This is a genomic window from Streptomyces sp. NPDC001858, from assembly GCF_053594615.1.
In genome coordinates, this window is record NZ_JBSFEV010000010.1 from 17,893 (window position 1) to 40,884 (window position 22,992).

Below are 22,992 nucleotides of genomic sequence, written 5' to 3' on the forward strand. Positions count from 1 at the left end.
CACGTCGGTAATAGGCCAGAAGCTACTGGGCCCGGTACATCTCCGCCACGAGGAACGCCAGGTCCAGGGACTGGCTGCGGTTCAGACGCGGGTCGCAGGCCGTCTCGTAACGCTGGTGGAGGTCGTCGACGAAGATCTCGTCGCCGCCGCCCACACACTCGGTGACGTCGTCGCCGGTGAGCTCGACGTGGATGCCGCCCGGGTGGGTGCCGAGGCCCTTGTGGACCTCGAAGAAGCCCTTGACCTCGTCGAGCACGTCGTCGAACCGGCGGGTCTTGTGACCCGACGCCGCCTCGAAGGTGTTGCCGTGCATCGGGTCGGTGACCCAGGCCACCGTCGCGCCCGAGGCGCTGACCTTCTCGACCAGCTCGGGCAGCTTGTCGCGGACCTTGTCGGCGCCCATCCGGACGATGAAGGTCAGCCGGCCCGGCTCACGGTCGGGGTCGAGGCGCTCGATGTACTGCAGCGCCTCCTCGGCCGTGGTCGTCGGGCCGAGCTTGATGCCGATCGGGTTGCGGATCTTCGAGGCGAACTCGATGTGCGCGTGGTCCAGCTGCCGGGTGCGCTCGCCGATCCACACCATGTGCGCGGAGACGTCGTACAGCCGGCCGGTGCGGGAGTCGACGCGGGTGAGCGCGGACTCGTAGTCGAGCAGCAGCGCCTCGTGCGAGGAGTAGAACTCGACCGTCTTGAACTCCTCCGGGTCGGCCCCGCAGGCGTGCATGAAGTTGAGCGCCTGGTCGATCTCGCGGGCGAGCTGCTCGTAGCGCTGCCCGGAGGGGGACGACTTCACGAAGTCCTGGTTCCAGGCGTGCACCTGGCGCAGATCGGCGTAGCCGCCGGTGGTGAAGGCGCGCACCAGGTTGAGCGTGGAGGCGGACGCGTTGTACATCCGCTTCAGGCGCTCGGGGTCCGGGATCCGGGACTTCTCGTCGAAGTCGAAGCCGTTGACCGAGTCGCCCCGGTACGTCGGCAGGGTCACGCCGTCCCGGGTCTCGGTGCCCTTGGAGCGCGGCTTGGAGTACTGGCCGGCGATCCGGCCGACCTTGACGACCGGCACGGAGGCCGCGTACGTCAGCACCGCGCCCATCTGCAGCAGCGTCTTCAGCTTGTTGCGGATCTGGTCGGCGGACACCGCGTCGAAGGCCTCGGCGCAGTCGCCGCCCTGGAGGAGGAACGCCTCTCCCTTGGCGACGGCCGCCATCCGGGCGCGCAGCTGGTCGCACTCGCCCGCGAAGACGAGCGGCGGATACGACTCGAGGTCCGCGATCACTGCGCGCAGAGCCTCGGTGTCGGGGTACTCGGGCTGCTGCGCCGCGGGCAGGTCTCGCCAGGTGTTGCCAGCGCTCGCGCTGGTCTTAGCGTTCACGGTCACGCCCTCAACATTACGGGGTCGTGTCGAGTCGTTTTCGCACCGGCTCGACAGGTGAGACGCGGGGCCGCTCAGGTGTGCGGGAGACGGCATGGGTCGCCTGGGGATCGCATCGGTTCGCGTGGGGTAAGGTGCGTCGCATGTTCGCGCTTTCGACCCAGAACTGGTGGTGGACCGCTCATCCGGCGGCCCACTGACTGCGCGTACGCAAGACTTCGCGAAGGCCGCCCGAGGGGCGGCCTTCGGTGTTTTCCGGGGTCGTTCCCTCTCCGTCGACGAGATCGAGAAGGAATCCGAACCCGATGAACCTGCCGGACCTGCTGCACGACCCCCGCCCCTTCGCCCTGCTGCGCCGCCGCACCCCCGGCCGCGACGAGCACATCGTCGAGCTGCTCCTCGGCCCGGTCGCCTCCTGCGACCGCCTCGCCGACCTCCCCGACGAGGGCCTCGCGCTCGTCCCGTTCCGGCAGATCCGCGAGCGCGGCTTCGACGTCCGTGACGACGGGACGCCGCTGGCGGTGCTGACGCCCGAGGAGACCTACGAGATCCCGCTGGCCGAAGCGCTGGCCCAGCTCCCCTCCCATGACGTCCGGGTCCGCTCCGGCGCGTTCGACGTCGACGACGAGGCGTACGGCGAGATCGTCGGGCGGGTGCTGCGGGACGAGATCGGGCGCGGCGAGGGCGCCAACTTCGTCATCCGGCGCACGTACGAGGGGGAGATCCCCGGGTTCGGGCGGGCCGACGCCCTCGCGCTCTTCCGACGGCTCCTCGAAGGCGAGCGGGGCGCGTACTGGACGTTCGTCGTGCACACCGGGGACCGGACGCTGGTCGGGGCCAGCCCCGAGGTGCATGTGCGGATGTCCGGCGGCACGGTCGTCATGAACCCGATCAGCGGGACCTACCGGTATCCCGCCGAGGGTCCGACGCCCGAACACCTGCTGGGCTTCCTCGCCGACGGCAAGGAGATCGAGGAGCTGTCGATGGTCGTCGACGAGGAGCTCAAGATGATGTGCACCGTCGGCGACATGGGCGGGGTGGTGATCGGCCCCCGGCTCAAGGAGATGGCGCACCTCGCGCACACGGAGTACGAGCTGCGCGGCAGGTCCTCGCTGGATGTGCGGGAGGTCCTGAAGGAGACCATGTTCGCGGCGACCGTCACCGGCTCGCCCGTGCAGAACGCCTGCCGGGTCATCGAGCGGCACGAGGTGGGCGGCCGCGGCTACTACGCGGGCGCGCTGGCCTTGCTGGGCCGGGACCCCGGAGGCGCCCAGACCCTCGACTCCCCCATCCTCATCCGCACCGCCGACATCGACGCGGCCGGGCGGCTGCGGGTACCGGTCGGCGCGACGCTCGTCCGCGGTTCGGATCCGGCGGGCGAGGTCGCGGAGACCCACGCCAAGGCGGCGGGGGTGCTGGCGGCCCTGGGCGTACGGCCGCCGCGCCCGTGCGCGCAGCACACGCGCGTGCGGCTCGCCGACGACCCACGCGTGCGTGCCGCGCTCGACGGACGCCGCGCCTCGCTCGCGCCGTTCTGGCTGCGGATGCAGGACCGCGCCGCGGAGCTCACCGGACACGCCCTGGTCGTCGACGGCGAGGACACCTTCACCGCGATGCTCGCGCACGTGCTGCGCTCCGGCGGGCTGGACGTGACCGTCCGGCGCTACGACGAGCCCGGGCTGCGGGCGGCGGTGCTCGGGCACGAGGGGCCGGTGGTGCTGGGGCCCGGTCCCGGCGACCCGTCCGACCTGGCCGATCCCAAGATGCGGTTCCTGCGGGAGCTGACCGCCCGGGTGCTCCGGGAGCACCGGCACGGCGTGCTCGGCGTCTGCCTCGGGCACGAGCTGATCGCGGCGGAGCTGGGGCTGGACATCGTCCGCAAGGAGGTGCCGTATCAGGGGGCGCAGACGACCGTGGACCTGTTCGGGCGGACGGAGACCGTCGGGTTCTACAACAGCTTCGTGGCGCGGTGCGACGACGAGGCGCTGCGGGAGCTGACCGCGCACGGGGTGGAGGTGAGCCGGGCCGCGAACGGGGAGGTGCATGCCCTGCGCGGGCCCGGGTTCGAGGGGGTGCAGTTCCATCCGGAGTCGGTGCTGACGCTGAACGGGGCGGCGATCGTACGGGAGGCGATGGGCCGGGTGCGGCAGACCAGCGCCCTGTAGCCGGACGAACGTTCGGCGAGGGCTCCTCGGTCACAGGCCGCGGCGCAGGCGTTCCGTGAGGGCCCTGCCCTGCTGGGGTGCGGGGCGGGGTTCCGCGAGGCGGGTGAGGAGGCGGTCGAGGTGGAGGTCGACGGTCGATTCGACGAGTTCGGCGTACGCCTCGGCCGCGAGCGCGGCCCGGTGCCGGGAGACGGCCGCCACGGCCGGCGCGATCAGCGCGGCCGGCCACCACACGACCGCGAGCAGCAGATACAGCAGCGCCCAGCCGCCCAGGGCGAACGCCGTGTCCAGGCGGGCCCGGGTCTCGGTGAGGGTGTCCCGGGTGGCCGAGGGGAGGATGAGCCAGAGGCGGGGCCAGACGGTAGCGAGGTCGATGCCGTACTCGTGGTCCAGGCGGACGGCGGGGGCGCGGAGCCGGTCGCCGAGCCGGGTGGGGTGCTCGGGCGGGATCAGGGCGACGGCGTTGCGGCGGGCGGCCGCAGCCGGGTCGCCGCCTTGGTGATGGGCGTCGTCCGCGGCCCGCCAGGCGGTGGCGCGGCGGGCGGTCAGCCGGGCGGAGAGGGCGGCGAAGGGCCGTGGCCAGGGGCCGCACAGGGCGCGTTCGACGGGTGCGGCGAGTGCCTGGGCGACGGCGCCGACGCCGGCGGACAGGGGCACCGCGGCGAGCACGAGCAGGATCGCGCGGACGACGAGGCTGTTCTGCCGGTCCGGCTCCCCCTCGGTGAGCCCGGCGAAGCCGTCCCACAGAGCACGCCAGTCGTGCCAGTCGCCCTGGCCCAGCCGGACGGCGACCGCGGCGACCAGCAGATAGGCGAGGCCGGGCAGGACGAGCAGGGTGAACCATCGCTCGGCCAGCTTGCGGCCCAGCTCGGCGAGGAACCCCGTCACCGGGTGTCCCTCACGCGTCCGCGACGAAGGTCAGCACGCGCTCGTGGACGAGGCACTCGGGCGGGCCCTGTCCGGCGCGGCGCAGTTCGACCCGGTGGCAGGCCCCGACCGGGCAGAGGTAACTGCCGCGCACTGGCGGGCCGGGGACGCCGACGGGCGTGGGGGCGCGGGCCAGCAGCGGGGCGGTGAGGGCGACGTCGAGGGAGTCGAGCACCTCGCCGATGTCCACGCCCTCGCGCAACCGCCGTACCGCCTGTTCGAGGGCCGCCCGCCGGGGTCCGCTCAGCAGCCGCAGGGTCGCCAACTCCCGGCAGAATTCGGCGTGCAGATCGTCGTCCGCTGTCTCCACGACAACGATCGTAGAGGCGGGCGCCCGGCTCATGCCCCGGAATGCACATGTGCGGCCCAGCTCAGCGGGCGGTCCGGGTGGCGGGCGCGCAGCCGGCCGACCGCGTGGTGGAGGGCGAGGGCGGCGGGCGGGGCGCCGGGGCCCGCGTCCTTCAGGGTCTCGTACACGGCCTGCGCGATCTCTGCCGACGATGCGTCGTCCACCCGCCACAGGGTGCCGATCACCTGGGAGAAGCCCGCGAGTTGGAGCGATCCGGCGAGGTGCAGGGCCTCGTCGGGCAGCCGGGTGCCGCCCACGGCGGTCTCGCACGCGGAGAGGTAGGCGAACTGGGCTTCGGGCAGCCGGAGTCGGGAGATGTCCAGGACGGAGAGCTCTCCGTCGGGCAGCAACAGCCGTCCGCTGGAGGGCTGTTCGAGGTCCTGGACGCCGTGGCAGGCGAAGTGCGCCCACGAGTGAGCGGCGAGTGCGGTGCGGACGGCGTCGACCTGCGCCGCGTCCCCGGTGAGCAGGGTGCCGCCGACCGCCGCGCGGGTCAGGTCGGCCTCACGCAGGGCGCCGGGGAGCGGTGCCTGGCCGTCGAGTTCGGGGACGGCGACGATCAGCGGGCGGGCCTCGGACGCCGGGCCGACGCGGGCCCGCAGCAGGGTGGCGACGCCCGGCGTGTAGGAGGACACCACCCGGTCCGGCACCTCGCCCGCCGCGTGCAGCGGCAGGAAGGACAGCGCTCCGGAGGGGCACCACCACAGCCGGGGCGGGTCCTCGCCGGGCGCGGGCGGGCCGGTGATGCCGAGGGCGTCGAGGACCGGTTCGGCGACCGTGCGCCAGAGCCAGTCGAGGATGTCCAGGGCGGCCTGTTCGGCGAAGGCGCGGGCCAGGCCGGAGCGGGCGGCGGCGGCCACGGCCCGGACCAGCGTCTCGCCGCGCTCCCTGGCCTCGGCCTCGGAGAAGTCCGGCAACCGCAGCACCTTGACCTCGGCGCCGTCGAGCACCAGCGCGTAACCGAGGCTCGTCGGACCGCCGGTGACCATGACGACCGGCCCCTGCTCGCCGGCCCGCACCAACTGCGCCGCCCGGGGCGGGCGCAGGAAGTCCTGGAAGCCGTCGAGGGCGCGGATCTCGTCCAGGGCCTCCTGCCACTCGCGGGCGAGCCGGTGGCGGCGGTCGGCCTCCTCGCCCGCCATGCCGTCGCCGGGAATCCGGTCCAGTTCCCGGCGCAGGACGTCGAGCCGGGCGGCCGACTCCGGGTGCGCGGCGGCCAGTTCGTCGGTCCCGGTACGCGTCTGCAGGACCTGGGCGGCGAGCACGCCGCGCCCCGCCTCCATCAACTCCAGTGCTTCGAGGGGCCGTCCGGCGGCCAGCGCGAGCAGCCCGGCGAACGAGCCGGCCCGCCCCATGCCGCCGAGCATCGCCTCCTGGTCGGACCGGTCGACCCCGCGCCAGGCGAGCAGCGGCAGCAGCTCCATCGCGGTGCGGGCCGCGGCCAGGGAGCCCTCCGCGTCCCCGATCGCCCGTGCCACGACGGCGCGTTGCAGCGCGGCGCCCGTCCGGACCTGCGCGGGCTGCCCGGGGTCGGCGGCGAGTTCGGCGTCGACGGCGAGGGACTCCTCCCGGAGGGCCCCGGAGGAGCCGCCCGCGCGCAGGGTCGTGGTGAGGACCCGGGAGAGCACGGTGAGGGCGTCGCCGCGGCGCGGCTCGCCGGGCGGCAGCAGCCGGACGGCCGTCCGCGCCGCCTCCAGCGCCCGATCGAGGTCGGCGCGGTCGCCGCCGTTCGCATGGCGCGTCCACAGGGCGTGCGCCAGGTTGCCGTGCAGGACGAGGTCGGCGCGCCGCGACTCCTCCGGCACCTCCCGCAGCAAAGCTTCGTAGTGGCGTACGGCGGTGTCGGCGGCCTCGACGCCCGCGTCGGGCAGCTGGGTGCGGGCGAGCAGGATGCCGCCGAGCGCGACCAGCAGCCGGCCGCGCCACGCGTGGCCGGGTCCGGCGGCGGCCAGGGCCTGTTCCACGAGCCGCTGTCCGCGGTCGAGGTCGGTGGGATCCGAGGTCTGGCGGGCGTGCTCGACGATCAGGCCGGCCAGGTTGCCCAGGATCACGGGTTGTTCGGCGACGAAGTCGGGGGTCTCCCGCTGCAGCCACTCCGCCGCGTCGATCGCCTCGCGCAGGGAGGCGAGATGCCGGGTCCGGCCGTGCCGTTCGACCAGCGCCGCGACGAGGGAGCCCGGCAGTTGCGGGGGCACGTCGGCGCCGGGCGGCAGCACGGCCGCGCCCTCGCGGCAGCAGGCGATCGCCTCGTCGAGCAGGGCGAGGTCGCTGGTGGCCCGGTAGCGGCGCACGAGCACCTCGGCGAGCCGGGCCAGTGCCCGGGCCCGGTTCTCGGGGTCGTCGGCGCGGTCCAGTGAGCGGCGGGCGGCGGCCTCGGCGGGGCCGTGCCGATGCGGGCGGGTCGCTTCGCCGGTGGCGAGCAGCAGGTCGGCGAGGGCGCCGAGGACCCTGCCGTCCTCGGCGTGGGCGGCGCCGGGGGCCGTGAGCCGGGTCAGCGTGGCCAGGGCCCGTTCGACGGGCTCGATGCGGGCCGACTCGCGGTGCTCGTGCAGTGCGGCGGTGGCGTAGGAGGTGAGCGCCTCGTGCTCGGCCGGCCCGGTGGACAGGCCCTCGGCCATCAGGGCGAGGGCGTGCCGGCGGTCGGCGCCGTCGCCGCGCAGCTGGTAGCGGTACTGGAGGTGCCGGCCGAGATCGGCGGCGTACCGCACCGGGTCGAGGGCGTGCAGTTCCGCGTAGGCCGCGATGGTCTCGTCCAGGATCTCCGGGTCGCGGCGGCGGGCGAAGCGCTGGGCAAGCAGGCCGGCGTACTCGTTGCGGTAGCCGTGCCGGAGGCGGTGGTACTCGGGGTGGCGCATGATCGCGCGCTGCAGATCCAGGGCCTCGTCCAGCAGTTGGACGTCCTTGGTGTCGTGGACGGTGGCGGTGAGGAGGGCGCCGACCGTCATCCCCGCCTGGGCCAGCCAGGCGAAGCTCGCCGGGTCCAGCGGGGCGAGCGCGGCGCGGGCCAGGTCGACGGCGTCGTCGAGGAGGGAGGGGTCCCGCAGCCGGAGCGAGCGGCCGGTCATCAGCCGGGCGAGGCGGGCGCCGCGCTCGGCCCGTTCCGCCTCGGTGGCCAGGTCGAGCGCGGCGCGGGCGTGGGTGAGGGCGATGTCCTCGTCGGCCGGGTCCGCGCCCGCCCTGAAGCGCCGTCCCGCGAGGACGGCGAGGAGTTCGTGGACCTTGCCGCGGGCTCTGTCGCTGGGCGCCGGGCCGTCCAGCGCGCGGGTGCCGAAGATCAGGGCGGTCTCCAGGCACCAGCGACGCAGCCACTGCGCAGTGCGGTCCGATTCGGAATGGCCGGCGTATGCGGCCCCCATCCGGGCGGCGAGGCCGGCCGCCTGTGCGTCGACGGGCGCCGACGGGTCGAAGAACCAGCGCAGGGCCGGCGGCACGGGCACCGGGACCAGGCGGCGCAGCACGACGCTCGCGAGGAGGCTGACCGTGAGCTCCGGCGCGTCGTCCCCGCCGCCGGCGGCCGCCTCGGACGCCTCCTTGCACAGCGTGGCGAGCGAGCGGAGCTGCGCGAACTCCGGGGTCGGCGGGGCCTTTCCGTCGCGTACGGCGGGCCAGACGGCGGCGAGTGTCTCCGCCTCGGCCTCCAGTAACGCGGGCGGGCCCGGCGACTTCCACGATCCGGCCACGAACTTCCCTTTTCCGACGGCGGCTTGACGCTCTGTCAGCCGAAGAACACCCCGACTTCCGCGTACAGTCTCGGGTCCACCGTCTTCAGCCGTGCCGTCGCCTCGGCAATCGGTACGCGGACGATATCCGTGCCGCGCAGGGCGACCACCCCTTCGCCGCGGTTGTCCGACGAAGAGTCAGTTTTGCGCGCCCCTCACTCGTCGTCGAGGCCGCGCTCTATCGCGTACCGGACGAGCTCCACCCGGTTGTGCAGCTGGAGTTTGCCGAGCGTGTTCTGGACATGGTTCTGGACCGTGCGGTGGGAGATCACGAGGCGTTCGGCGATCTGCTTGTAGCTCAGGCCCTTGGCGACCAGGCGCAGCACCTCGGTCTCCCGGTCGGTCAGCCGCGGCGCGTTCGGCTCGTCGCCGCCGCCGGCGGCGGGGCCGGGGTCGGAGGCCAGCCGGCGGTACTCGCCCAGCACCAGACCGGCCAGGCCCGGGGTGAACACCGGGTCGCCGACAGCGGTGCGGCGCACCGCGTCCAGCAGTTCCTCGGTGGACGCCGACTTCAGCAGATAGCCGGTCGCGCCGGACTTCACCGCCTCCAGCACATCGGCGTGCTCGCCGCTCGCCGACAGCACGAGGACCCGCAGCGCCGGGTTCGCGGCGACGACCTCCTTGCACACCTGGACGCCCGGCTTCGCGGGCAGGTTCAGGTCCAGTACGAGCACGTCGGGCGTGGTGGCCTTGGCGCGGCGCACGGCCTGCTCGCCGTCGCCGGCGGTGGCGACGACGTCGAAGCCGGACTCCGCGAGATCCCGGGCGACCGCCTCGCGCCACATGGGATGGTCGTCGACCACCATGACCTTGATCGGTCCCTGCGGTTCCTGGCCCTGTCCCCGGCCCTGTCCCCGGCCCTGTCCCCCGCTCGGTTCGCGGCTCGCCTCCCGGCTGGCTTCCCGGCCCTGTTCCTGGCTCATCGCCGCCCCGCCTTCCCCCGCTTCACGTTCTTCTCCTTCGGCGCCTTCGGTACCGTCAGTTCGACCTCCGTGCCCTGCCCCGGGGTCGAGATCAGCTCGGCGCTGCCGCCGAGGTCGCGCAGCCGGCCGCGGATCGACTGGGCGACCCCGAGCCGCCCCTCGCCCTCGGCCTGCGCGAGCCGCCCCTCCGGGATGCCCGGCCCGTCGTCCCGCACGGTGACGATCACCCTGTCGGGCTCGTCCTCGACCAGGATCCAGGCCCGCGCGTCCTCCCCCGCATGTCTGCGGACGTTGTCCAGGGCGGCCCCGACCGCGGAGGCCAGCTCGCGTGCGGCGGGCCCGGGCAGCAGGACCGGGGCGCCGGGGTCGGCGAGGTTGACGCGGGCGGCGGCGAAGGGGGCGAGCAGCGCGCGCAGATCGAGCGGACCGCTCTCCTGCGCCGGCTCCCGCGGCTCCTCCTCCACCGCGTAGACGACGGCGCCGTCGGCCGCGTCCTGCGACACCCGGGAGATCGGCACGAGAGCGCCGGAGACCAGCGTGCGCAGCGCGACCTCCTGCTCGCCCGCCATCCGGCCCAGCTCGGCCGCCTCGCCGCCGATCACCGACCCGCGCCGCTGCACCATGGCCAGCACCTGGAGCACGCTGTCGTGGATGTCCCGGGCGAGCCGCTCGCGTTCCCGGGTCGCCGCCTCGATCTCCAGGGCGCGGGCGAGGGTGCGCTCGGAGGCGCGGGCGACCTCGACGACATAGCCGATGGCGATGGAGGCCACCCAGACGAGGACCACGTTGTGGACGGTGTCGCGGGCCGGGGTGCCGCGCTCGACCAGGTTGGTCACGGCGACCGCGGAGGAGGCGAAGGCCGCCCAGCGCCAGCCGCCCTTGATGGCGAACGCCAGGACGGAACCGGCGGTCCATATCGACGGCAGCGTCGGACCGCCCGACTGGATGCGCTCATGGGTGTCGGCGACGGTCGTGAGCATGATGCCGGTCAGCGCGACGGTGAGGTCCGCGGCGAGGAAACGCTTGGTGCAGCTGGCCGCGTTCGCGACCTTGGGCAGGGTGGCCACCGTCCACACGAACAGGACGCAGTAGTAGGCGACGGCGACCCAGGGGCGGTCGAACCCGTCGTAGGCGGTGGCGAAGAACCCCACCGCGTAGAGCATGGTGAGCACCCGGTAGCCGGCGAGCGCACGCCACAGCGGCAGCTCCACCGACATGGTCATGACTCTCTCGCGTCTGGCCATCCCGACCTCGTCCCCCGTCCCCCGAGCCCGCCCCCGGACCGCCGACTACTTCTCTTGTCCTCTGTCTCTGTTCGCGCTGTCTTTGTTCGCGCGGTCCTTCTCGGCCTGCGCGAGGGCCGCTTTCGCGGCCTTCTCCGCCGCCTTCTCCGCTTCCTTGTCGGCCTTCGCCGCCTCCGCGATCTGCCGCTTGGCGGCGGTCGCGTAGATGTCGACGTACTCCTGACCGGACAGGTTCATGATCTCGTACATGACCTCGTCAGTCAGCGCGCGCAGCACGAAGCGGTCGTGGTCCATGCCCTGATAGCGGCTGAAGTCCAGCGGTCTGCCGATCCGGATGCCGGGCCGCATGACCTTCGGCAGGACCTTCCCCGGCGGCTGGATCTTCTCGGTGTCGATCATGGCGACCGGGATCACGGGCGCGCCGGTGGCGAGCGCCACGCGCGCGAGGCCGCCCGGTTTGCCGCGGTAGAGCCGGCCGTCGGGCGAGCGCGTGCCCTCCGGGTAGATGCCGAACAGCTCGCCCTTCTCCAGCACCTCGACGCCGCTTCTGATGGCGGCCTCGCCGGCGCCGCGTCCGCCGGAACGGTCCACCGGGAGCTGGCCGACGCCCCTGAAGAAGGCGGCCGTCAGCCGGCCCTTCACACCGGGCGTGGTGAAGTACTCGGCCTTCGCGATGAAGGTGACCTTGCGGTCGAGGACCGCGGGCAGGAAGAAGGAGTCGGAGAAGGACAGGTGGTTGCTCGCCAGGATCGCGGGGCCCTCGGCGGGAATGTGCTCGAGGCCTTCGACCCAGGGTCTGAAGGTGACCTTCAGCGGTCCCCCGATAGCGACCTTCATCGCGCCGTACAACAAGCCACTGCCTCCTGTTTGTGTCGCTCAGACCTTAACCCGCCCGTGGCGGCAAAGGCTCCGACGACCCTGGTCGGTGTCAGTGCGGTCGCGTACGGTGAAGCAGACGTCCCTCCCATGCAGAACAGACGAAGACAGGAGACCGAAGGTGCCGGTCCTTCCTGGAGCCGAGCCGTACCGCCATGAGGGCGGAGAGGTCGGGGTGCTCCTCTGCCACGGCTTCACCGGTTCCCCGCAGTCACTGCGCCCGTGGGCGCAGTACCTCGCCGAACAGGGCCTCACGGTCTCCCTGCCGCTGCTGCCCGGCCACGGCACGCGCTGGGAGGACATGGCCCTCACCGGCTGGCAGGACTGGTACGCGGAGGTGGACCGCGAGCTGCGCGCCCTGCGCCGGCGGTGCGCGCAGGTGTTCGTGGCCGGCCTGTCCATGGGCGGCGCGCTGGCGCTGCGGCTGGCCGCGAAGCAGGGTGCGGGGGTGGAGGGCGTGATCGTCGTCAACCCCGCGAACAAGGTGCACGGCCTGTCCGCGTACGCCCTTCCGGTGGCCCGCCATGCCGTCCGCACGACGAAGGGCATCTCCAGCGACATCGCGAAGCAGGGCGTGCAGGAGAAGGGGTACGACCGCGTGCCCCTGCACTCGGCGCACTCCCTGCGGACCTTCCTCCGGCTGGTCGACGGCGAGCTGCCGCAGGTCACCCAGCCGCTGCTGCTTCTGCACAGCGTGCAGGACCACGTCGTCCCGCCGGCCGACTCGGCCCGGATCCTCGGCCGGGTGTCGTCCACGGACGTGACCGAGATCCTGCTGGAACAGAGCTACCACGTGGCAACGTTGGACCACGATGCGGACCGGATCTTCGAGGAGAGCTACGCGTTCATCGCCCGGATCGCGCCCAGTGTCGGCAAGGAAGGGACGGCCGTAGGTGGCTGAGCACGACTCCGACCGCGAGGACCGGGAGAACCGGGACGAACGGGACGGGCGGGACGGGCTGGACGCCCGTCAGGGCGGCGAGCCGGAAGAGCAGAGTGTGCCCTTCGACGAGGCCGCCGCGTGGGCGGCGATCGTCGCGGGGTACGGCGAGGAACCGGTGGACCCGCCGGGGGCCAAGCCGTTCAAGTCGGTCGAGGACCTCGCGCTGCTCGAAGCCGAGGCGAACGACGACGGGTCGTCCGGGCCGGCGGCCGGACCGACGACCGCGAAGGAAGCCACGAAGAAATCAGGCCCGGACTCGGGCCCGGAGTCCGGTCCCGAGTCCGGTCGGGACTCGGGTCCCGAATCGGGCAAAGAGCCCGCACCGGACCCGGCCGAGGAGCAGAAACCGGCCAAGCCGCTCGGCAGTTCGATCGCCTTCGCACCCGGCGTCGGCCCCCGCGACTACAGCGTGCCCGAGCCCGCGGAGGAGGACTTCGACGAGGACGACGAGGGTCACTTCGTCCCGCCGGAGCCGCCGCCGCTGCCCGCCGCCGACACCACGGCCAAGTTCGCCTGGCTCGGGGTGATCGGCGGGCCGCTCCTGCTGTTGCTTGCGGTGCTGCTGAGCTGGGAGATGACGTGGTGGCTGACGACCGTCGGCATCGGCGGCTTCCTCGGCGGCTTCGTCACGCTGGTGATGCGGATGAAGACGGACGACGAGGACGACCAGGATCCGGGGCGCGGCGCGGTCGTCTAGCCGACGGAGACTCTGGCGGCGGCGGGAATTCTGAGGGCGGCGAGGACCGGAAGATGGTCCGTGGCCGCCCTCAGGGCAGAACCTCTCGATGCCTCCTCGCACCGCTCGGCCCCAGGGCCCTCGCAGGCTTCGGACGGCTGCCCCGGACTCCGTCCGCCGGGGGGTCAGGCTGCGGGCACACGCAGCGCGGCCAGCACGGGCAAGTGGTCCGTGGCCGCCCTCAGGGCAGAACCTCTCAATGCCTCCTCGCACCGCTCGGCCCCAGGGCCCCGCAGGCTTCGGACGGCTGCCCCGGACTCCGTCCGTCGGGGGGTCAGGTTGCGGGCACGCGCAGCGCGGCCAGCACGGGCAGGTGGTCCGTGGCCGCCCTCAGGTCGGTCTCGGTGACGCCGGGCAGGCCGAGGGGGACCCCGCAGCCCAGTACCTCCACGCCCTTGGTAGCGAAGATCGCGTCGATACGGCGGTCGGGTCCGGTGGCGGGGAAGGTGTGCTCGGCGCCCCAGGGCGCTGCGGTGCGGCAGTCCCGCAGGACGGTGGTGAGGCGGCCGAAGGTGCGTCCGTCGGGGCGCTCGTTGAGGTCGCCGCCCGCGACCGCGTGTTCCACGCCCATCCCCGCGAGCCGGTCGAGAAGCATCCCGCCCTGCTGGTAGCGCTCCCCCCGCTCCAGACTCAGATGGCAGCTGAGGACGCCGAGGCGGGCGCCCGCGATCCGGACGACCGCGGTGGCGAAACCGCGGCGGTGGCGCCCGGGGGCGAGGGGCAGGAGGACGTCCTCGGCGCGCTCGACGGTGGCGCGCAGGTTGCAGAGGATCGCGGGGCCGGCTGCCGTGCCGCCGCCGGTCAGGATCACCAGATCGGTGGCCGCGGCCAGTCGGGCGAGTTTCTTGCGCCACCGGAAGAAGATCGGGGCTTCCTGGATCAGCACCAGGTCGGGGGCGCAGGCGGAGATGACACGGGCGAGGGCGGCGATGTCGTCCCGCATGGAGCGGATGTTGTAGGCGAGAACCCGAACGACGGCTGAACCGTCCGGCTCCGTAACCGAGTTGGGAAGCACCAGGGTGGTCTCCATGACGATCAACATACGACGATGCCCGCCGTCCCGGGACCGGACACGGCGGGCACTGCCCTACGGGACGCCTACATGATCGGGTCGGGCTCCCGCGCCAGGTCCGCCGCTCCGACCAGGCCCGCCTTGTTGCCGAGTTGGGCCGCGATCACCTCGGCGACCGGGCGCCAGTTGCCGCCGACCAGCCAGCGCTTGTAGGACTTGCGGATCGGGTCGAGGACCAGTTCGCCCTCGTCGGAGAGGCCGCCGCCGACGATGAAGGCGGAGGGGTCGAAGAGCGAGGCGAGGTCGGCGAGGCCCGCGCCGGCCCAGCGGGCCAGCTCGCGGTAGGAGTCGACGGCGACGGCGTCGCCCTGGCGGGCGGCCATGGAGATGTGCTTGCCCTCGATGCCGTCGGGGCTGCCGTCGCCGAGGCCGAGGAGGATCTCGGCGTTCTCCGGGGTGGCGTTGGCGCGCTGCTTGGCGTACCGCACCAGGGCGCGGCCCGAGGCGTACTGCTCCCAGCAGCCCTGTGAGCCGCAGCCGCACAGCAGGCCGTCCGGCACCATGCGGATGTGGCCGAACTCGGCGGCGACGCCGAAGTGGCCGCGGCGCAGCTTGTTGCCGATGATGATGCCGCCGCCGAGGCCGGTGCCGAGGGTGATGCAGATGACGTTGCGGTGGCCCTTGCCGGCGCCGAACTTGTACTCGCCCCAGGCCGCGGCGTTGGCGTCGTTCTCGACGACGACGGGGAGACCCACGCGGGCCTCGACCTTCTCCTTCAGCGGCTCGTTGCGCCAGTCGATGTTCGGCGCGAAGTAGACCTCCGAGCGCTGGCGGTTGACGTAGCCGGCGGCTCCGATGCCCACGCCGACGATCTCGTGCCCGGCGCGCGCGCCGTCCACGGCGGAGGCGATGGCGTCCACGATCCCCTCGGGCGTGCCCGGGGTCGGCACCTTGTGGGTCGAGAGGATGTTGCCTTCCTCATCGACCACGCCGGCCGCGATCTTCGTGCCGCCGATGTCGACGCCGATGGTGAGTCCCATGAATCCCTCAGTTCCGGTCGAGCCCCGCTACGGCCAACCGTACCCGAGGCCCTGCCGTGCAAGGGCTTCAGTCCAAGTCGATGCGCTGGCCGGGACCGGTGTCGTCGCCGCCGTCCCGGCCGCCGTCGCGGGGGGTGTCCCGGGGGTCGCTCGCCCCGGTCGTCCAGCGTCGTTCCTGGGTCTGGACCGCCGAGCGGTAGGCGGCGAGGAGTTCGGTGCCGGCCGCCGCGAGGTGGTCGAAGACGTCGGGGTTGCGTTCGATGACGGGCTCCACGACGGCCTTGGCCTGCTGCACGACCTGACGGACCACCTGCTCGGCGGCGGGTCCGGCGACCGCGCCGAGCAGCGGGGACTGCATCGACGACAGTTTCTCGCCGACGGCGTCGACCAGCTTGCGCAGTTCCTCGGCGGCCGAGCCCTGGGGCCGGCCGGACTCGGCGCGGCGGCGGGCCTTCTCCGCGGCCAGGTCCTCGGCGGCGGCGGTGGCCCAGGCGTCGGCGTCGCTCACCCGGGGCTGTTCGTCGAACGGCGGCTCGTCGAAGCCCGCGGTCCCGGCGGGCTCCCCGGCTGCGTCGGGCGTGGGGCGCTCTTCGCTCATGACGGACTCCTGATGACTCCTGGTGGACGACACCTGACGGACGGCACCTGATCGACGACGCCTGATAGCCGACTCGACTACGGCTCGTCTCTACGACGTTACCCGAACGGCGGTATATCGCTCACGTCGTCCGTGGCCACAGCCCGGGGTCGGGGGCGAACCGCACGCACAGCTCGCCGTCGCGCAGGGCGGCGCCGTCGACGGTGCAGCGGCGCAGGACGGAGGGCAGCGGGACGATGCGGCGGAACGGCCCGGCGGTCACGACGAGTTCGTCGCCGCGCCGGATGAGGTCGAGCTCGTCGCGTATGGCGCCGGGCAGCGGGAGGTGCCAGACGAGGACGCCGTCCTGGGCGAGCCGGTCGGCGACGGGCCACTCGACCGGGGAGGCCGCCGTGTTGACGGCGGGCACGGTCAGCGCGGCGAGGTCGTCGGCGCCCCGGGGGTCGTGTCCGAGGTGGGCGACGCGCCGGGCGTCGCCCCACTCCCCCAGGGTCTTGTGCTGCTGGGCGACGAAGGCGGTGAGCGGGCCGGTGTCCGCGGCCTCCTCGGGCAGGACGCGGTTGGCGACGAGCGACTCGACGGGCAGCGCGCGCAGGGCGAGGCCGAGGCGGGCGTCGCGGACGGCGTCGGCGCCGGCCGGTCCGGGCTCGGCGACCAGGCGGACGGCGGTGTCGCGGTCGGCGAGGACGGCCTCGACGGCGGCCAGCTCGGTGTCCCAGCGGGCCGTCGTCTCGTACAGCCACTCGGCGGGCATCGGCACCCCGGCGAGCCGCCCGAGCATGGGGCGCAGGGCGCGGGCGGCCTGGCGTTCCGGCGGGAGGAGTCGGCGCAGGTAGCGGCGGAGTTCTTCGGGGAGCGCGAGCAGGGCCAGGGCCTGCGGGGCGGGCGGCAGGTCGACGACGAGGAGGTCGTGGGCCTCGGCGAGGGCGGCGTCCCGCAGGGCGCGCAGCAGGGTCAGCTCCTCGGCGCCGGGGAGCGGGGTGACCTCCTCCGGGTCCAGCCGGGAGGCCCCGAGCAGGTCGAGGACGGTGGTGGCGCGGTCCTGGAAGCCGGTGAGGTCGTCCCGGAAGCCGGCGGCGGCGTCGGGACGCCAGGCCGTGAGGTACGGGGTGACCTTGACGGGGCGCGCCCCGGTCTGCGTCCCGAGCGCCGCGCCGAGGGTGTCGGTGCGGTCTGCGCTGAGGACGAGAGTGCGGGTCCCTCCGGCGGCCGCCTGGAGTGCGGTGGCGGCCGCGACTGTCGTACGGCCACAGCCGCCGGGCCCGGTGATCAGGAGGATACGCATGAACCCGAACGCTAACCGAGGTCAAACCCCCCGCCCCACCACCTACCAGCCGACCCCACGCCCCACCACCCCACCCGCCGGGCCCACGGCCCACCACCCACCGGTCGGCGTCCCTGCCACCCGCCGGCCCACGACCTGCCGCACCCGGCCCGCGCCCTGGCGCTCACCGGCCCGCAACCTGCCAGCCCTCAGCCCCACGACCTGCTGCCCGCCGGTCGGCGTCCTGTCGCCCGCCAACCCGCGACCTGCCGCAACCCCGGCTCTGTGGCCTACTGCCCGCCGGTCCGCGACTTGTCGCTCGGCCCGCGGTCTGTCAGCCTCCAGCCCTGCGACCTGCCGCTCCCCGGCCAGCGGCCTGTCAGCCGCAGTCCGTCAGGCTCCAGCCCTGCGGACTGTCACCCGCCGACCGGCGACTCCCCGGCCCACGGCCTATCGGTCCCTAGCGCTGCAGCGTGCCACCCGCCGACCCGCAGCCCGCCGCTCCCCGGCCCGCGACCCTCTGCCCTCGGCTGGCAGTCCCCAGCCATGAGGCCTACTGCTCCTGGTCCACGGCCTGCCGCCCGCCGATCCGCAATCTGCCGCACCCCGGCGCCGCGGACTGCTGCCCCCGCCCGCGGCCTGCCTCTGCGACCCTGCTCGGGTTACTTTTCGGTGGTCTCGGGCGTCTCGGGGGCCGTGTCTCCGGACTCCACTCGCTTCTTCAGGCCTGCGAGGGCGCGGTCGATGATGACCTTTTCTGCCTTGCGCTTGATCATGCCCAGCATGGGGATCTTGACGTCGACGGTCAGCTGGTAGGTGACCTCGGTCCCGCCGCCGGCGGACGGCTTGAGGAGGTAGGAGCCGTCGAGCTGGCGCAGCATCTGGGACTTCACCAGCGTCCAGGACACCTCGTGCCCGCCGGTCCAGGTGTAGCCCAGGACCTGGTCGTCCTTGATGGCGCCGGCGTCCATGACCAGGCGGACCTGTTCGGCGCGGCCCTGGTCGTCCTGCTTCAGGACCTCCGCCTGCTTCACCTCTCCGGTCCAGTCCGGGTAGCGGGCGAAGTCGGCGATCACCGCCATGACATCGGCCGGTGCCGCCTCGATCGTGATGCTCGAGCTGGTGTGTTCCGCCATCGCCGTGGCTCCTCCGGATGCGGGCCGGTCAGGGTAGAGAAAGGGACACCGTGTGCCGGCCGTGGGCGCACGTGTGTGCAGCGTGAAGGCTACCGCGCGCCCGACCAGCCGCCTTCATCAGGCATCGGCTCACCCCTGGCTCACCCCTGGCCCACCACTGGCTCACCACTCCAGGGCCCACGGCTTCCCACTGCCCGCGAAGTGCCCCACGTTCACGCATTCGGTCGCCCCGATCCGCATCCGGCGCGCGAGCGGCTGGTGGACGTGGCCGAAGAGCGCGTAGCGGGGCCGGGTCCGCCGGATCGCGTCCAGCAGCGCCCGGCTGCCCCGCTCGAACCGGCGGGCCACGGTGTCGTAGACGAGTTCCGGCACCTCCGGCGGGATGTGGGTGCACAGCACGTCCACCTCCCCGACCGCCTCGATCTTCGCCGCGTACTCCTCGTCGCTGATCTCGTACGGCGTGCGCATCGGCGTGCGCAGACCGCCGCCGACGAAGCCGAAGACGCGGCCGCCGATCTCCACCCGCTCCCCGTCGAGGACGGTCGTGCCCGGCCCGGCGAACTCGGACCACAGCTGGGGCATGTCGACGTTGCCGTAGGTGGCGTACGTCGGCGTGGGGAACGCCGCGAACAGCTCGGCGTACTGCTTGCGCACCCCCTGCTCGATCAGCTGGGCCCGGTCGCCGCCGATGCCGCTCCAGAGCAGGCCGCCCAGCTCACGGGCCTCCTCGAAACGGCGGGCGGTGCGCAGTTCGACGAGGCGGTCGGCGTTCTCCACGCCGAAGAGGTCGGGGAATATCCCGCGGGAGTGGTCGGCGTAGTCCAGGAACAGCACCAGGTCGCCCAGACAGATCAGCGCGTCCGCGCCTTCTCCGGCCCGGGCCAGGTCGCGCGCGTTGCCGTGCACGTCGCTGACCACATGAATGCGTGTCCTGCGGTTGCCGGACGGTGTGGATGCCATGTCGATCAAGGGTAGGCGTGTGCGGCATACGTGAACAGTGGCGACCGGGATACCGGTTACTGGCCAGTCAGTAAAGCTGTGGACTACTGTCAGCGAGGAAACACCAATCTGTGTGACGCAGCGAACATCTCGTCGGACCCCCCTGTCGAAGGAGTCATACCGGCGGGTAACGTCCGGGCAGTCCAGTCGTGCTCACACCACGTCGTGGCGCCGGCGCCCAATGAGGAGCAGCAGTCTTGCGCGAGTTCAGCCTTCCGGCTTTGTACGAGGTCCCCGCGGACGGCAATCTGACCGACATCGTCCGCAGAAACGCCGCGCAGCATCCCGCCGTCGCCGTCATCGCCCGCAAGGTGGGCGACGCCTGGCAGGACGTGACGGCCGCGGCCTTCCTGACCGAGGTGCACGCCGCCGCCAAGGGCCTCATCGCCTCCGGCGTCCAGCCCGGCGACCGGGTCGGCCTGATGTCGCGGACCCGCTACGAGTGGACGCTGCTCGACTTCGCGATCTGGTGCGCGGGCGCGGTCACCGTGCCGGTGTACGACACCAGCTCCCCGGAGCAGGTGCAGTGGATCCTCGCCGACTCGGGCGCGACGGCCGTCGTCGTCGAGCTCGACGCCCATGCGGCGTGCGTCGAGTCGGTGCGCGCGGCGCTGCCGGCGCTCAAGCACGTCTGGCAGATCGAGACCGGCGGCGTCGAGGAGCTGGGGCGGCTCGGCAAGGACGTCTCCGACGAGGCCGTCGAGGAGCGCAGCTCGCTGGCGAAGGCCGACGACCCGGCGACCATCGTCTACACCTCGGGCACGACCGGCCGGCCCAAGGGCTGTGTGCTCACCCACCGCAGCTTCTTCGCCGAGTGCGGAAACGTCGTGGAGCGGCTGCGGCCGCTGTTCCGCACCGGCGAGTGCAGCGTGCTGCTCTTCCTGCCGCTCGCGCACGTGTTCGGCCGGCTGGTGCAGATCGCCCCGATGATGGCGCCGATCAAGCTGGGCACCGTCCCGGACGTCAAGAACCTCACGGACGATCTGGCGTCCTTCCGCCCGACGCTGATCCTGGGCGTGCCGCGGGTCTTCGAGAAGGTCTACAACTCGGCGCGCGCCAAGGCGCAGGCCGACGGCAAGGGCGCGATCTTCGACAAGGCCGCGGACACCGCGATCGCGTACAGCAAGGCGCTGGAGCTGCCGGCGGGCCCGCCGCTCGCGCTGCGGATCAAGCACAAGGTGTTCGACAAGCTGGTCTACAGCAAGCTGCGCGCGGTCCTCGGCGGCAAGGGCGAGTACGCGATCTCGGGCGGCGCGCCGCTGGGCGAGCGGCTCGGTCACTTCTTCCGCGGCATCGGCTTCACGGTCCTGGAGGGCTACGGCCTGACGGAGTCCTGCGCGGCCACCGCCTTCAACCCCTGGGACCGGCAGAAGATCGGCACGGTCGGTCAGCCGCTGCCGGGCTCGGTCGTGCGCATCGCGGACGACGGGGAGGTGCTGCTGCACGGCGAGCACCTGTTCAAGGAGTACTGGAACAACCCGGGCGCGACCGCCGAGGCGCTGGCCGACGGCTGGTTCCACACCGGTGACATCGGCACCCTCGACGAGGACGGCTACCTCAGGATCACCGGCCGCAAGAAGGAGATCATCGTCACCGCGGGCGGCAAGAACGTCGCTCCGGCCGTGATCGAGGACCGGATCCGGGCGCACGCGCTGATCGCGGAGTGCATGGTGGTGGGCGACGGGCGGCCGTTCGTGGGCGCGCTGGTCACCATCGACCCGGAGTTCCTGGGCCGTTGGGCGGCCGACCACGGCAAGCCCGCGGGTTCGACCGCGGCGTCGCTGCGCGATGACGCCGACCTGCTGGCCGAGGTCCAGTCGGCGATCGACGACGGCAACGCCGCGGTCTCGAAGGCGGAATCGGTGCGGAAGTTCCGCATTCTCTCCTCCCAGTTCACGGAGGACTCGGGCCACCTCACGCCGTCGCTCAAGCTCAAGCGCAACGTGGTGGCGAAGGACTACGCGAGCGAGATCGAGGCGATCTACGCGAAGTAGCGTGGTCTACGCGAAGTAGCGCCCCCCTTCCCTCTCCTGACGGAGCGTCATGGCGCGGTGTCCTCGGCGAGGACCCGCGCCATCGTGCGTTCGGCGAGCGCGGTGATGGTGACGAACGGGTTCACCCCGATGTTGCCGGGCACCAGTGAGCCGTCGGTGACGTACAGCTTCGAATATCCCTTCACCCGCCCGTAGTTGTCGGTCGCCTTCCCCAACACGCAGCCGCCGAGCGGGTGGTAGGTGAAGTCGTCGGCGAAGGTCCTGCTGGGGGTGCCGAACAGGTCGGTCCGGTAGATGGTGGCGTTCGCCGAGTTGATCCGGTCGAACAGTTTCTTCGCCATGCCCATGGAGACGGCGCTCTGCGCGGCACTCCAGCCGAGCTTGACCCCGCCCGAGGCGGCGTCGTAGGTGAACGCGGCCCGCTGCGGGTTCTTGGTGATCGCCAGATAGAGGCTGACCCAGTGCTCCAGTCCCGTCGGCAGCGGGGCTATCTCCGCGAAGACGGGGTTGGCGGTGTTGGCCCAGTCGTCGATGCCCATGACCGGCATGGTCGACTGGTTGGCGCCGACGGTGTCCCAGAGGTGGTTGGCCCGCCCGAGCATCACGTTCCCGTTGGGCCCCCAGCCGGCCCCGACGCTCGCGTCCAGCGCGGGCAGCGTGCCCGTGTCCCGGGCCCGCACGAGGAGTTCGCTGGTCCCGAGGCTGCCGCCGCCGAGGAACAGATAGGTGCAGCCGTACTGCTTGGTCTCGACGACCTGTCCCGTGGCGTCGATGCGGTCGGCGGTCAGAAGATAGGTCCCGTCGCTCGCCCGGCTGATCCCGCGCACCTTCTCCATGGTGTGGATGGTGACGTTGCCGGTGCCCAGCGCGGACGCGAGATAGGTCTTGTCGAGGCTCTTCTTGCCGTAGTTGTTGCCGTAGATGACCTCCTGTCCGAGGGCGGACTTGGTGGCGGTGCCGGCGGCCTCGCGCTGCATGTAGCCGAAGTCGTAGACGCTGGGCACGAAGGTGGTCTTCAGCCCGGTGTTCACCGCGTGCTTCCGGGAGATCCGGCTGAACCGGTACCACTCGGTCGACTCGAACCAGGCGGGGTCGATCGTGTTGACGCCGAGCATGGCGCGGGCGCGCGGGAAGTACGTGGCGTACATCTCCGTCGCGTCCACGGTCGGGAACTGCTCGGCGAAGTAGGACTGCAGCGGGGTGACCGCCATCGAGCCGTTGACCAGGGAGCCGCCGCCGACCCCGCGGCCCACGAAGACGGACATGTTGGCGAAGTGCACCCGGTCCAGTACGCCGGGGTAGAGGCTGATGTCCTTGTTGACGACGTCCAGCCACAGGAACGTGGCCAGCGGCGCCTCGGTGCGGGTCTTGAACCACATGGAGCGCTGGTCGGGGTTGGCGGTGTTGCAGAAGACCTTGCCGTCGGCGCCGGCCGTGTTCCACAGCCGGCCCATCTCGAGGACGAGGGTGCGGATCCCGGCCTGGCCGAGGCGCAGGGCGGCAACGGCGGCGCCGTACCCGGAGCCGACGACGATGGCAGGGGCGGATTCGACGGCGGCGGGCTCGGCCGCACGGGCCGATTCCAGGCCGACGCGGGTGAAGCCGAGGGTGGCCGCCGTCTGAAGGGCGGCCATACCAAGGATTTGACGTCTCGTCAGCTGACGGTGCATCAGTTTGGCTGTCATGTGCGCAGCATCA

Annotated in this window: 19 protein-coding genes and 1 pseudogene; 5 read left to right on the forward strand and 15 right to left on the reverse strand. The window is 72.7% G+C overall.

Annotated features, from left to right (window positions below; all coding sequences use genetic code 11):
• Positions 1–22: 22 nt before the first annotated feature.
• On the reverse strand, positions 23–1,375 hold the full coding sequence (locus tag ACWCPF_RS16670; protein ID WP_451045750.1) for a class II 3-deoxy-7-phosphoheptulonate synthase: 1,353 nt from the start codon (positions 1,373–1,375) through the stop codon (positions 23–25).
• A 137-nt stretch (positions 1,376–1,512) separates the two neighbouring features.
• Here ACWCPF_RS16670 and ACWCPF_RS16675 point away from each other — a divergent pair, with 137 nt between their 5' ends.
• Both ACWCPF_RS16675 and ACWCPF_RS16680 read left to right on the forward strand, forming a co-directional pair.
• Positions 1,513–1,569 (forward strand): trp operon leader peptide, encoded by a 57-nt coding sequence (locus ACWCPF_RS16675; RefSeq protein WP_078912442.1) that lies wholly within the window; start codon positions 1,513–1,515, stop codon positions 1,567–1,569.
• Positions 1,570–1,674: 105 nt separating this feature from the next.
• Positions 1,675–3,534 (forward strand): anthranilate synthase family protein, encoded by a 1,860-nt coding sequence (locus ACWCPF_RS16680; RefSeq protein ID WP_451045751.1) that lies wholly within the window; start codon positions 1,675–1,677, stop codon positions 3,532–3,534.
• 30 nt (positions 3,535–3,564) lie between these two features.
• On the opposite strand, the gene ACWCPF_RS16685 is transcribed toward ACWCPF_RS16680, so the two are convergent.
• The 7 genes and pseudogenes from ACWCPF_RS16685 to ACWCPF_RS16715 form a co-directional block, all read right to left on the reverse strand.
• Positions 3,565–4,422, reverse strand: coding sequence for a hypothetical protein (locus tag ACWCPF_RS16685; RefSeq protein ID WP_451045752.1), 858 nt, complete (start codon positions 4,420–4,422; stop codon positions 3,565–3,567).
• Between the two features lie 10 nt (positions 4,423–4,432).
• Positions 4,433–4,771, reverse strand: a complete 339-nt coding sequence (locus ACWCPF_RS16690; protein WP_451045753.1) for a hypothetical protein — start codon at positions 4,769–4,771, stop codon at positions 4,433–4,435.
• A gap of 29 nt (positions 4,772–4,800) precedes the next feature.
• Positions 4,801–8,490, reverse strand: coding sequence for a CHAT domain-containing protein (locus ACWCPF_RS16695; protein WP_451045754.1), 3,690 nt, complete (start codon positions 8,488–8,490; stop codon positions 4,801–4,803).
• Between the two features lie 35 nt (positions 8,491–8,525).
• A pseudogene (locus ACWCPF_RS16700) lies at positions 8,526–8,639 on the reverse strand (6-phosphofructokinase); the annotation flags it as partial.
• Between the two features lie 45 nt (positions 8,640–8,684).
• Positions 8,685–9,335, reverse strand: coding sequence for a response regulator (locus tag ACWCPF_RS16705; RefSeq protein WP_451045973.1), 651 nt, complete (start codon positions 9,333–9,335; stop codon positions 8,685–8,687).
• Between the two features lie 113 nt (positions 9,336–9,448).
• Positions 9,449–10,696, reverse strand: a complete 1,248-nt coding sequence (macS, locus tag ACWCPF_RS16710; RefSeq protein WP_451045755.1) for a MacS family sensor histidine kinase — start codon at positions 10,694–10,696, stop codon at positions 9,449–9,451.
• Positions 10,697–10,741: 45 nt separating this feature from the next.
• Entirely contained in the window at positions 10,742–11,533 is a 792-nt protein-coding gene (locus tag ACWCPF_RS16715) for a lysophospholipid acyltransferase family protein (protein ID WP_451045756.1), read from the reverse strand.
• 160 nt (positions 11,534–11,693) lie between these two features.
• Here ACWCPF_RS16715 and ACWCPF_RS16720 point away from each other — a divergent pair, with 160 nt between their 5' ends.
• Together ACWCPF_RS16720 and ACWCPF_RS16725 are read left to right on the forward strand one after the other, a co-directional pair.
• On the forward strand, positions 11,694–12,473 hold the full coding sequence (locus tag ACWCPF_RS16720) for an alpha/beta hydrolase (protein WP_451045757.1): 780 nt from the start codon (positions 11,694–11,696) through the stop codon (positions 12,471–12,473).
• Positions 12,466–13,212: a hypothetical protein gene (locus tag ACWCPF_RS16725; RefSeq protein WP_451045758.1), complete on the forward strand. Its 747-nt coding sequence runs from the start codon at positions 12,466–12,468 to the stop codon at positions 13,210–13,212. Before ACWCPF_RS16720 ends, ACWCPF_RS16725 begins: the two co-directional genes overlap by 8 nt.
• Positions 13,213–13,525: 313 nt before the next feature.
• Here the strand turns inward: ACWCPF_RS16725 and ACWCPF_RS16730 are convergent, their stop codons facing one another.
• From ACWCPF_RS16730 to ACWCPF_RS16755, 6 genes are all read right to left on the reverse strand, one after another.
• A complete protein-coding gene (locus ACWCPF_RS16730; RefSeq protein ID WP_451045759.1) occupies positions 13,526–14,281 on the reverse strand; it encodes an endonuclease/exonuclease/phosphatase family protein in 756 nt (251 codons plus the stop codon).
• A gap of 68 nt (positions 14,282–14,349) precedes the next feature.
• A complete protein-coding gene (locus ACWCPF_RS16735) occupies positions 14,350–15,303 on the reverse strand; it encodes an ROK family glucokinase (RefSeq protein ID WP_451045760.1) in 954 nt (317 codons plus the stop codon).
• 67 nt (positions 15,304–15,370) lie between these two features.
• Positions 15,371–15,901 carry a DUF5304 domain-containing protein gene (locus tag ACWCPF_RS16740; protein ID WP_451045761.1) on the reverse strand — a complete coding sequence of 177 codons (531 nt, stop codon included), beginning with the start codon at positions 15,899–15,901 and terminating at the stop codon, positions 15,371–15,373.
• Between the two features lie 121 nt (positions 15,902–16,022).
• Positions 16,023–17,186, reverse strand: a complete 1,164-nt coding sequence (locus ACWCPF_RS16745; RefSeq protein WP_451045762.1) for an ArsA family ATPase — start codon at positions 17,184–17,186, stop codon at positions 16,023–16,025.
• Between the two features lie 641 nt (positions 17,187–17,827).
• A complete protein-coding gene (locus ACWCPF_RS16750) occupies positions 17,828–18,301 on the reverse strand; it encodes an SRPBCC family protein (protein WP_451045763.1) in 474 nt (157 codons plus the stop codon).
• Positions 18,302–18,463: 162 nt separating this feature from the next.
• Positions 18,464–19,219, reverse strand: coding sequence for a metallophosphoesterase family protein (locus tag ACWCPF_RS16755; protein ID WP_451045974.1), 756 nt, complete (start codon positions 19,217–19,219; stop codon positions 18,464–18,466).
• Positions 19,220–19,497: 278 nt separating this feature from the next.
• Here ACWCPF_RS16755 and ACWCPF_RS16760 point away from each other — a divergent pair, with 278 nt between their 5' ends.
• Positions 19,498–21,294: an AMP-dependent synthetase/ligase gene (locus ACWCPF_RS16760; RefSeq protein ID WP_451045764.1), complete on the forward strand. Its 1,797-nt coding sequence runs from the start codon at positions 19,498–19,500 to the stop codon at positions 21,292–21,294.
• Positions 21,295–21,341: 47 nt separating this feature from the next.
• Here ACWCPF_RS16760 and ACWCPF_RS16765 read toward each other — a convergent pair whose 3' ends face one another.
• Entirely contained in the window at positions 21,342–22,964 is a 1,623-nt protein-coding gene (locus ACWCPF_RS16765; protein WP_451045975.1) for a GMC oxidoreductase, read from the reverse strand.
• Positions 22,965–22,992: the final 28 nt, after the last annotated feature.

Excerpts from the sequence above, each read along its gene's own strand:
- macS (WP_451045755.1), bottom strand. The coding sequence starts at position 10,696 with ATGGCCAGACGCGAGAGAGTCATGACCATGTCGGTGGAGCTGCCGCTG.
- ACWCPF_RS16730 (WP_451045759.1), bottom strand. The coding sequence starts at position 14,281 with ATGGAGACCACCCTGGTGCTTCCCAACTCGGTTACGGAGCCGGACGGT.
- ACWCPF_RS16765 (WP_451045975.1), bottom strand. The coding sequence starts at position 22,964 with ATGCACCGTCAGCTGACGAGACGTCAAATCCTTGGTATGGCCGCCCTT.
- ACWCPF_RS16705 (WP_451045973.1), bottom strand. The coding sequence starts at position 9,335 with ATGGTGGTCGACGACCATCCCATGTGGCGCGAGGCGGTCGCCCGGGAT.
- ACWCPF_RS16680 (WP_451045751.1), top strand. The coding sequence starts at position 1,675 with ATGAACCTGCCGGACCTGCTGCACGACCCCCGCCCCTTCGCCCTGCTG.
- ACWCPF_RS16750 (WP_451045763.1), bottom strand. The coding sequence starts at position 18,301 with ATGGCGGAACACACCAGCTCGAGCATCACGATCGAGGCGGCACCGGCC.
- ACWCPF_RS16715 (WP_451045756.1), bottom strand. The coding sequence starts at position 11,533 with ATGAAGGTCGCTATCGGGGGACCGCTGAAGGTCACCTTCAGACCCTGG.
- ACWCPF_RS16745 (WP_451045762.1), bottom strand. The coding sequence starts at position 17,186 with ATGCGTATCCTCCTGATCACCGGGCCCGGCGGCTGTGGCCGTACGACA.
- ACWCPF_RS16735 (WP_451045760.1), bottom strand. The coding sequence starts at position 15,303 with ATGGGACTCACCATCGGCGTCGACATCGGCGGCACGAAGATCGCGGCC.
- ACWCPF_RS16740 (WP_451045761.1), bottom strand. The coding sequence starts at position 15,901 with ATGAGCGAAGAGCGCCCCACGCCCGACGCAGCCGGGGAGCCCGCCGGG.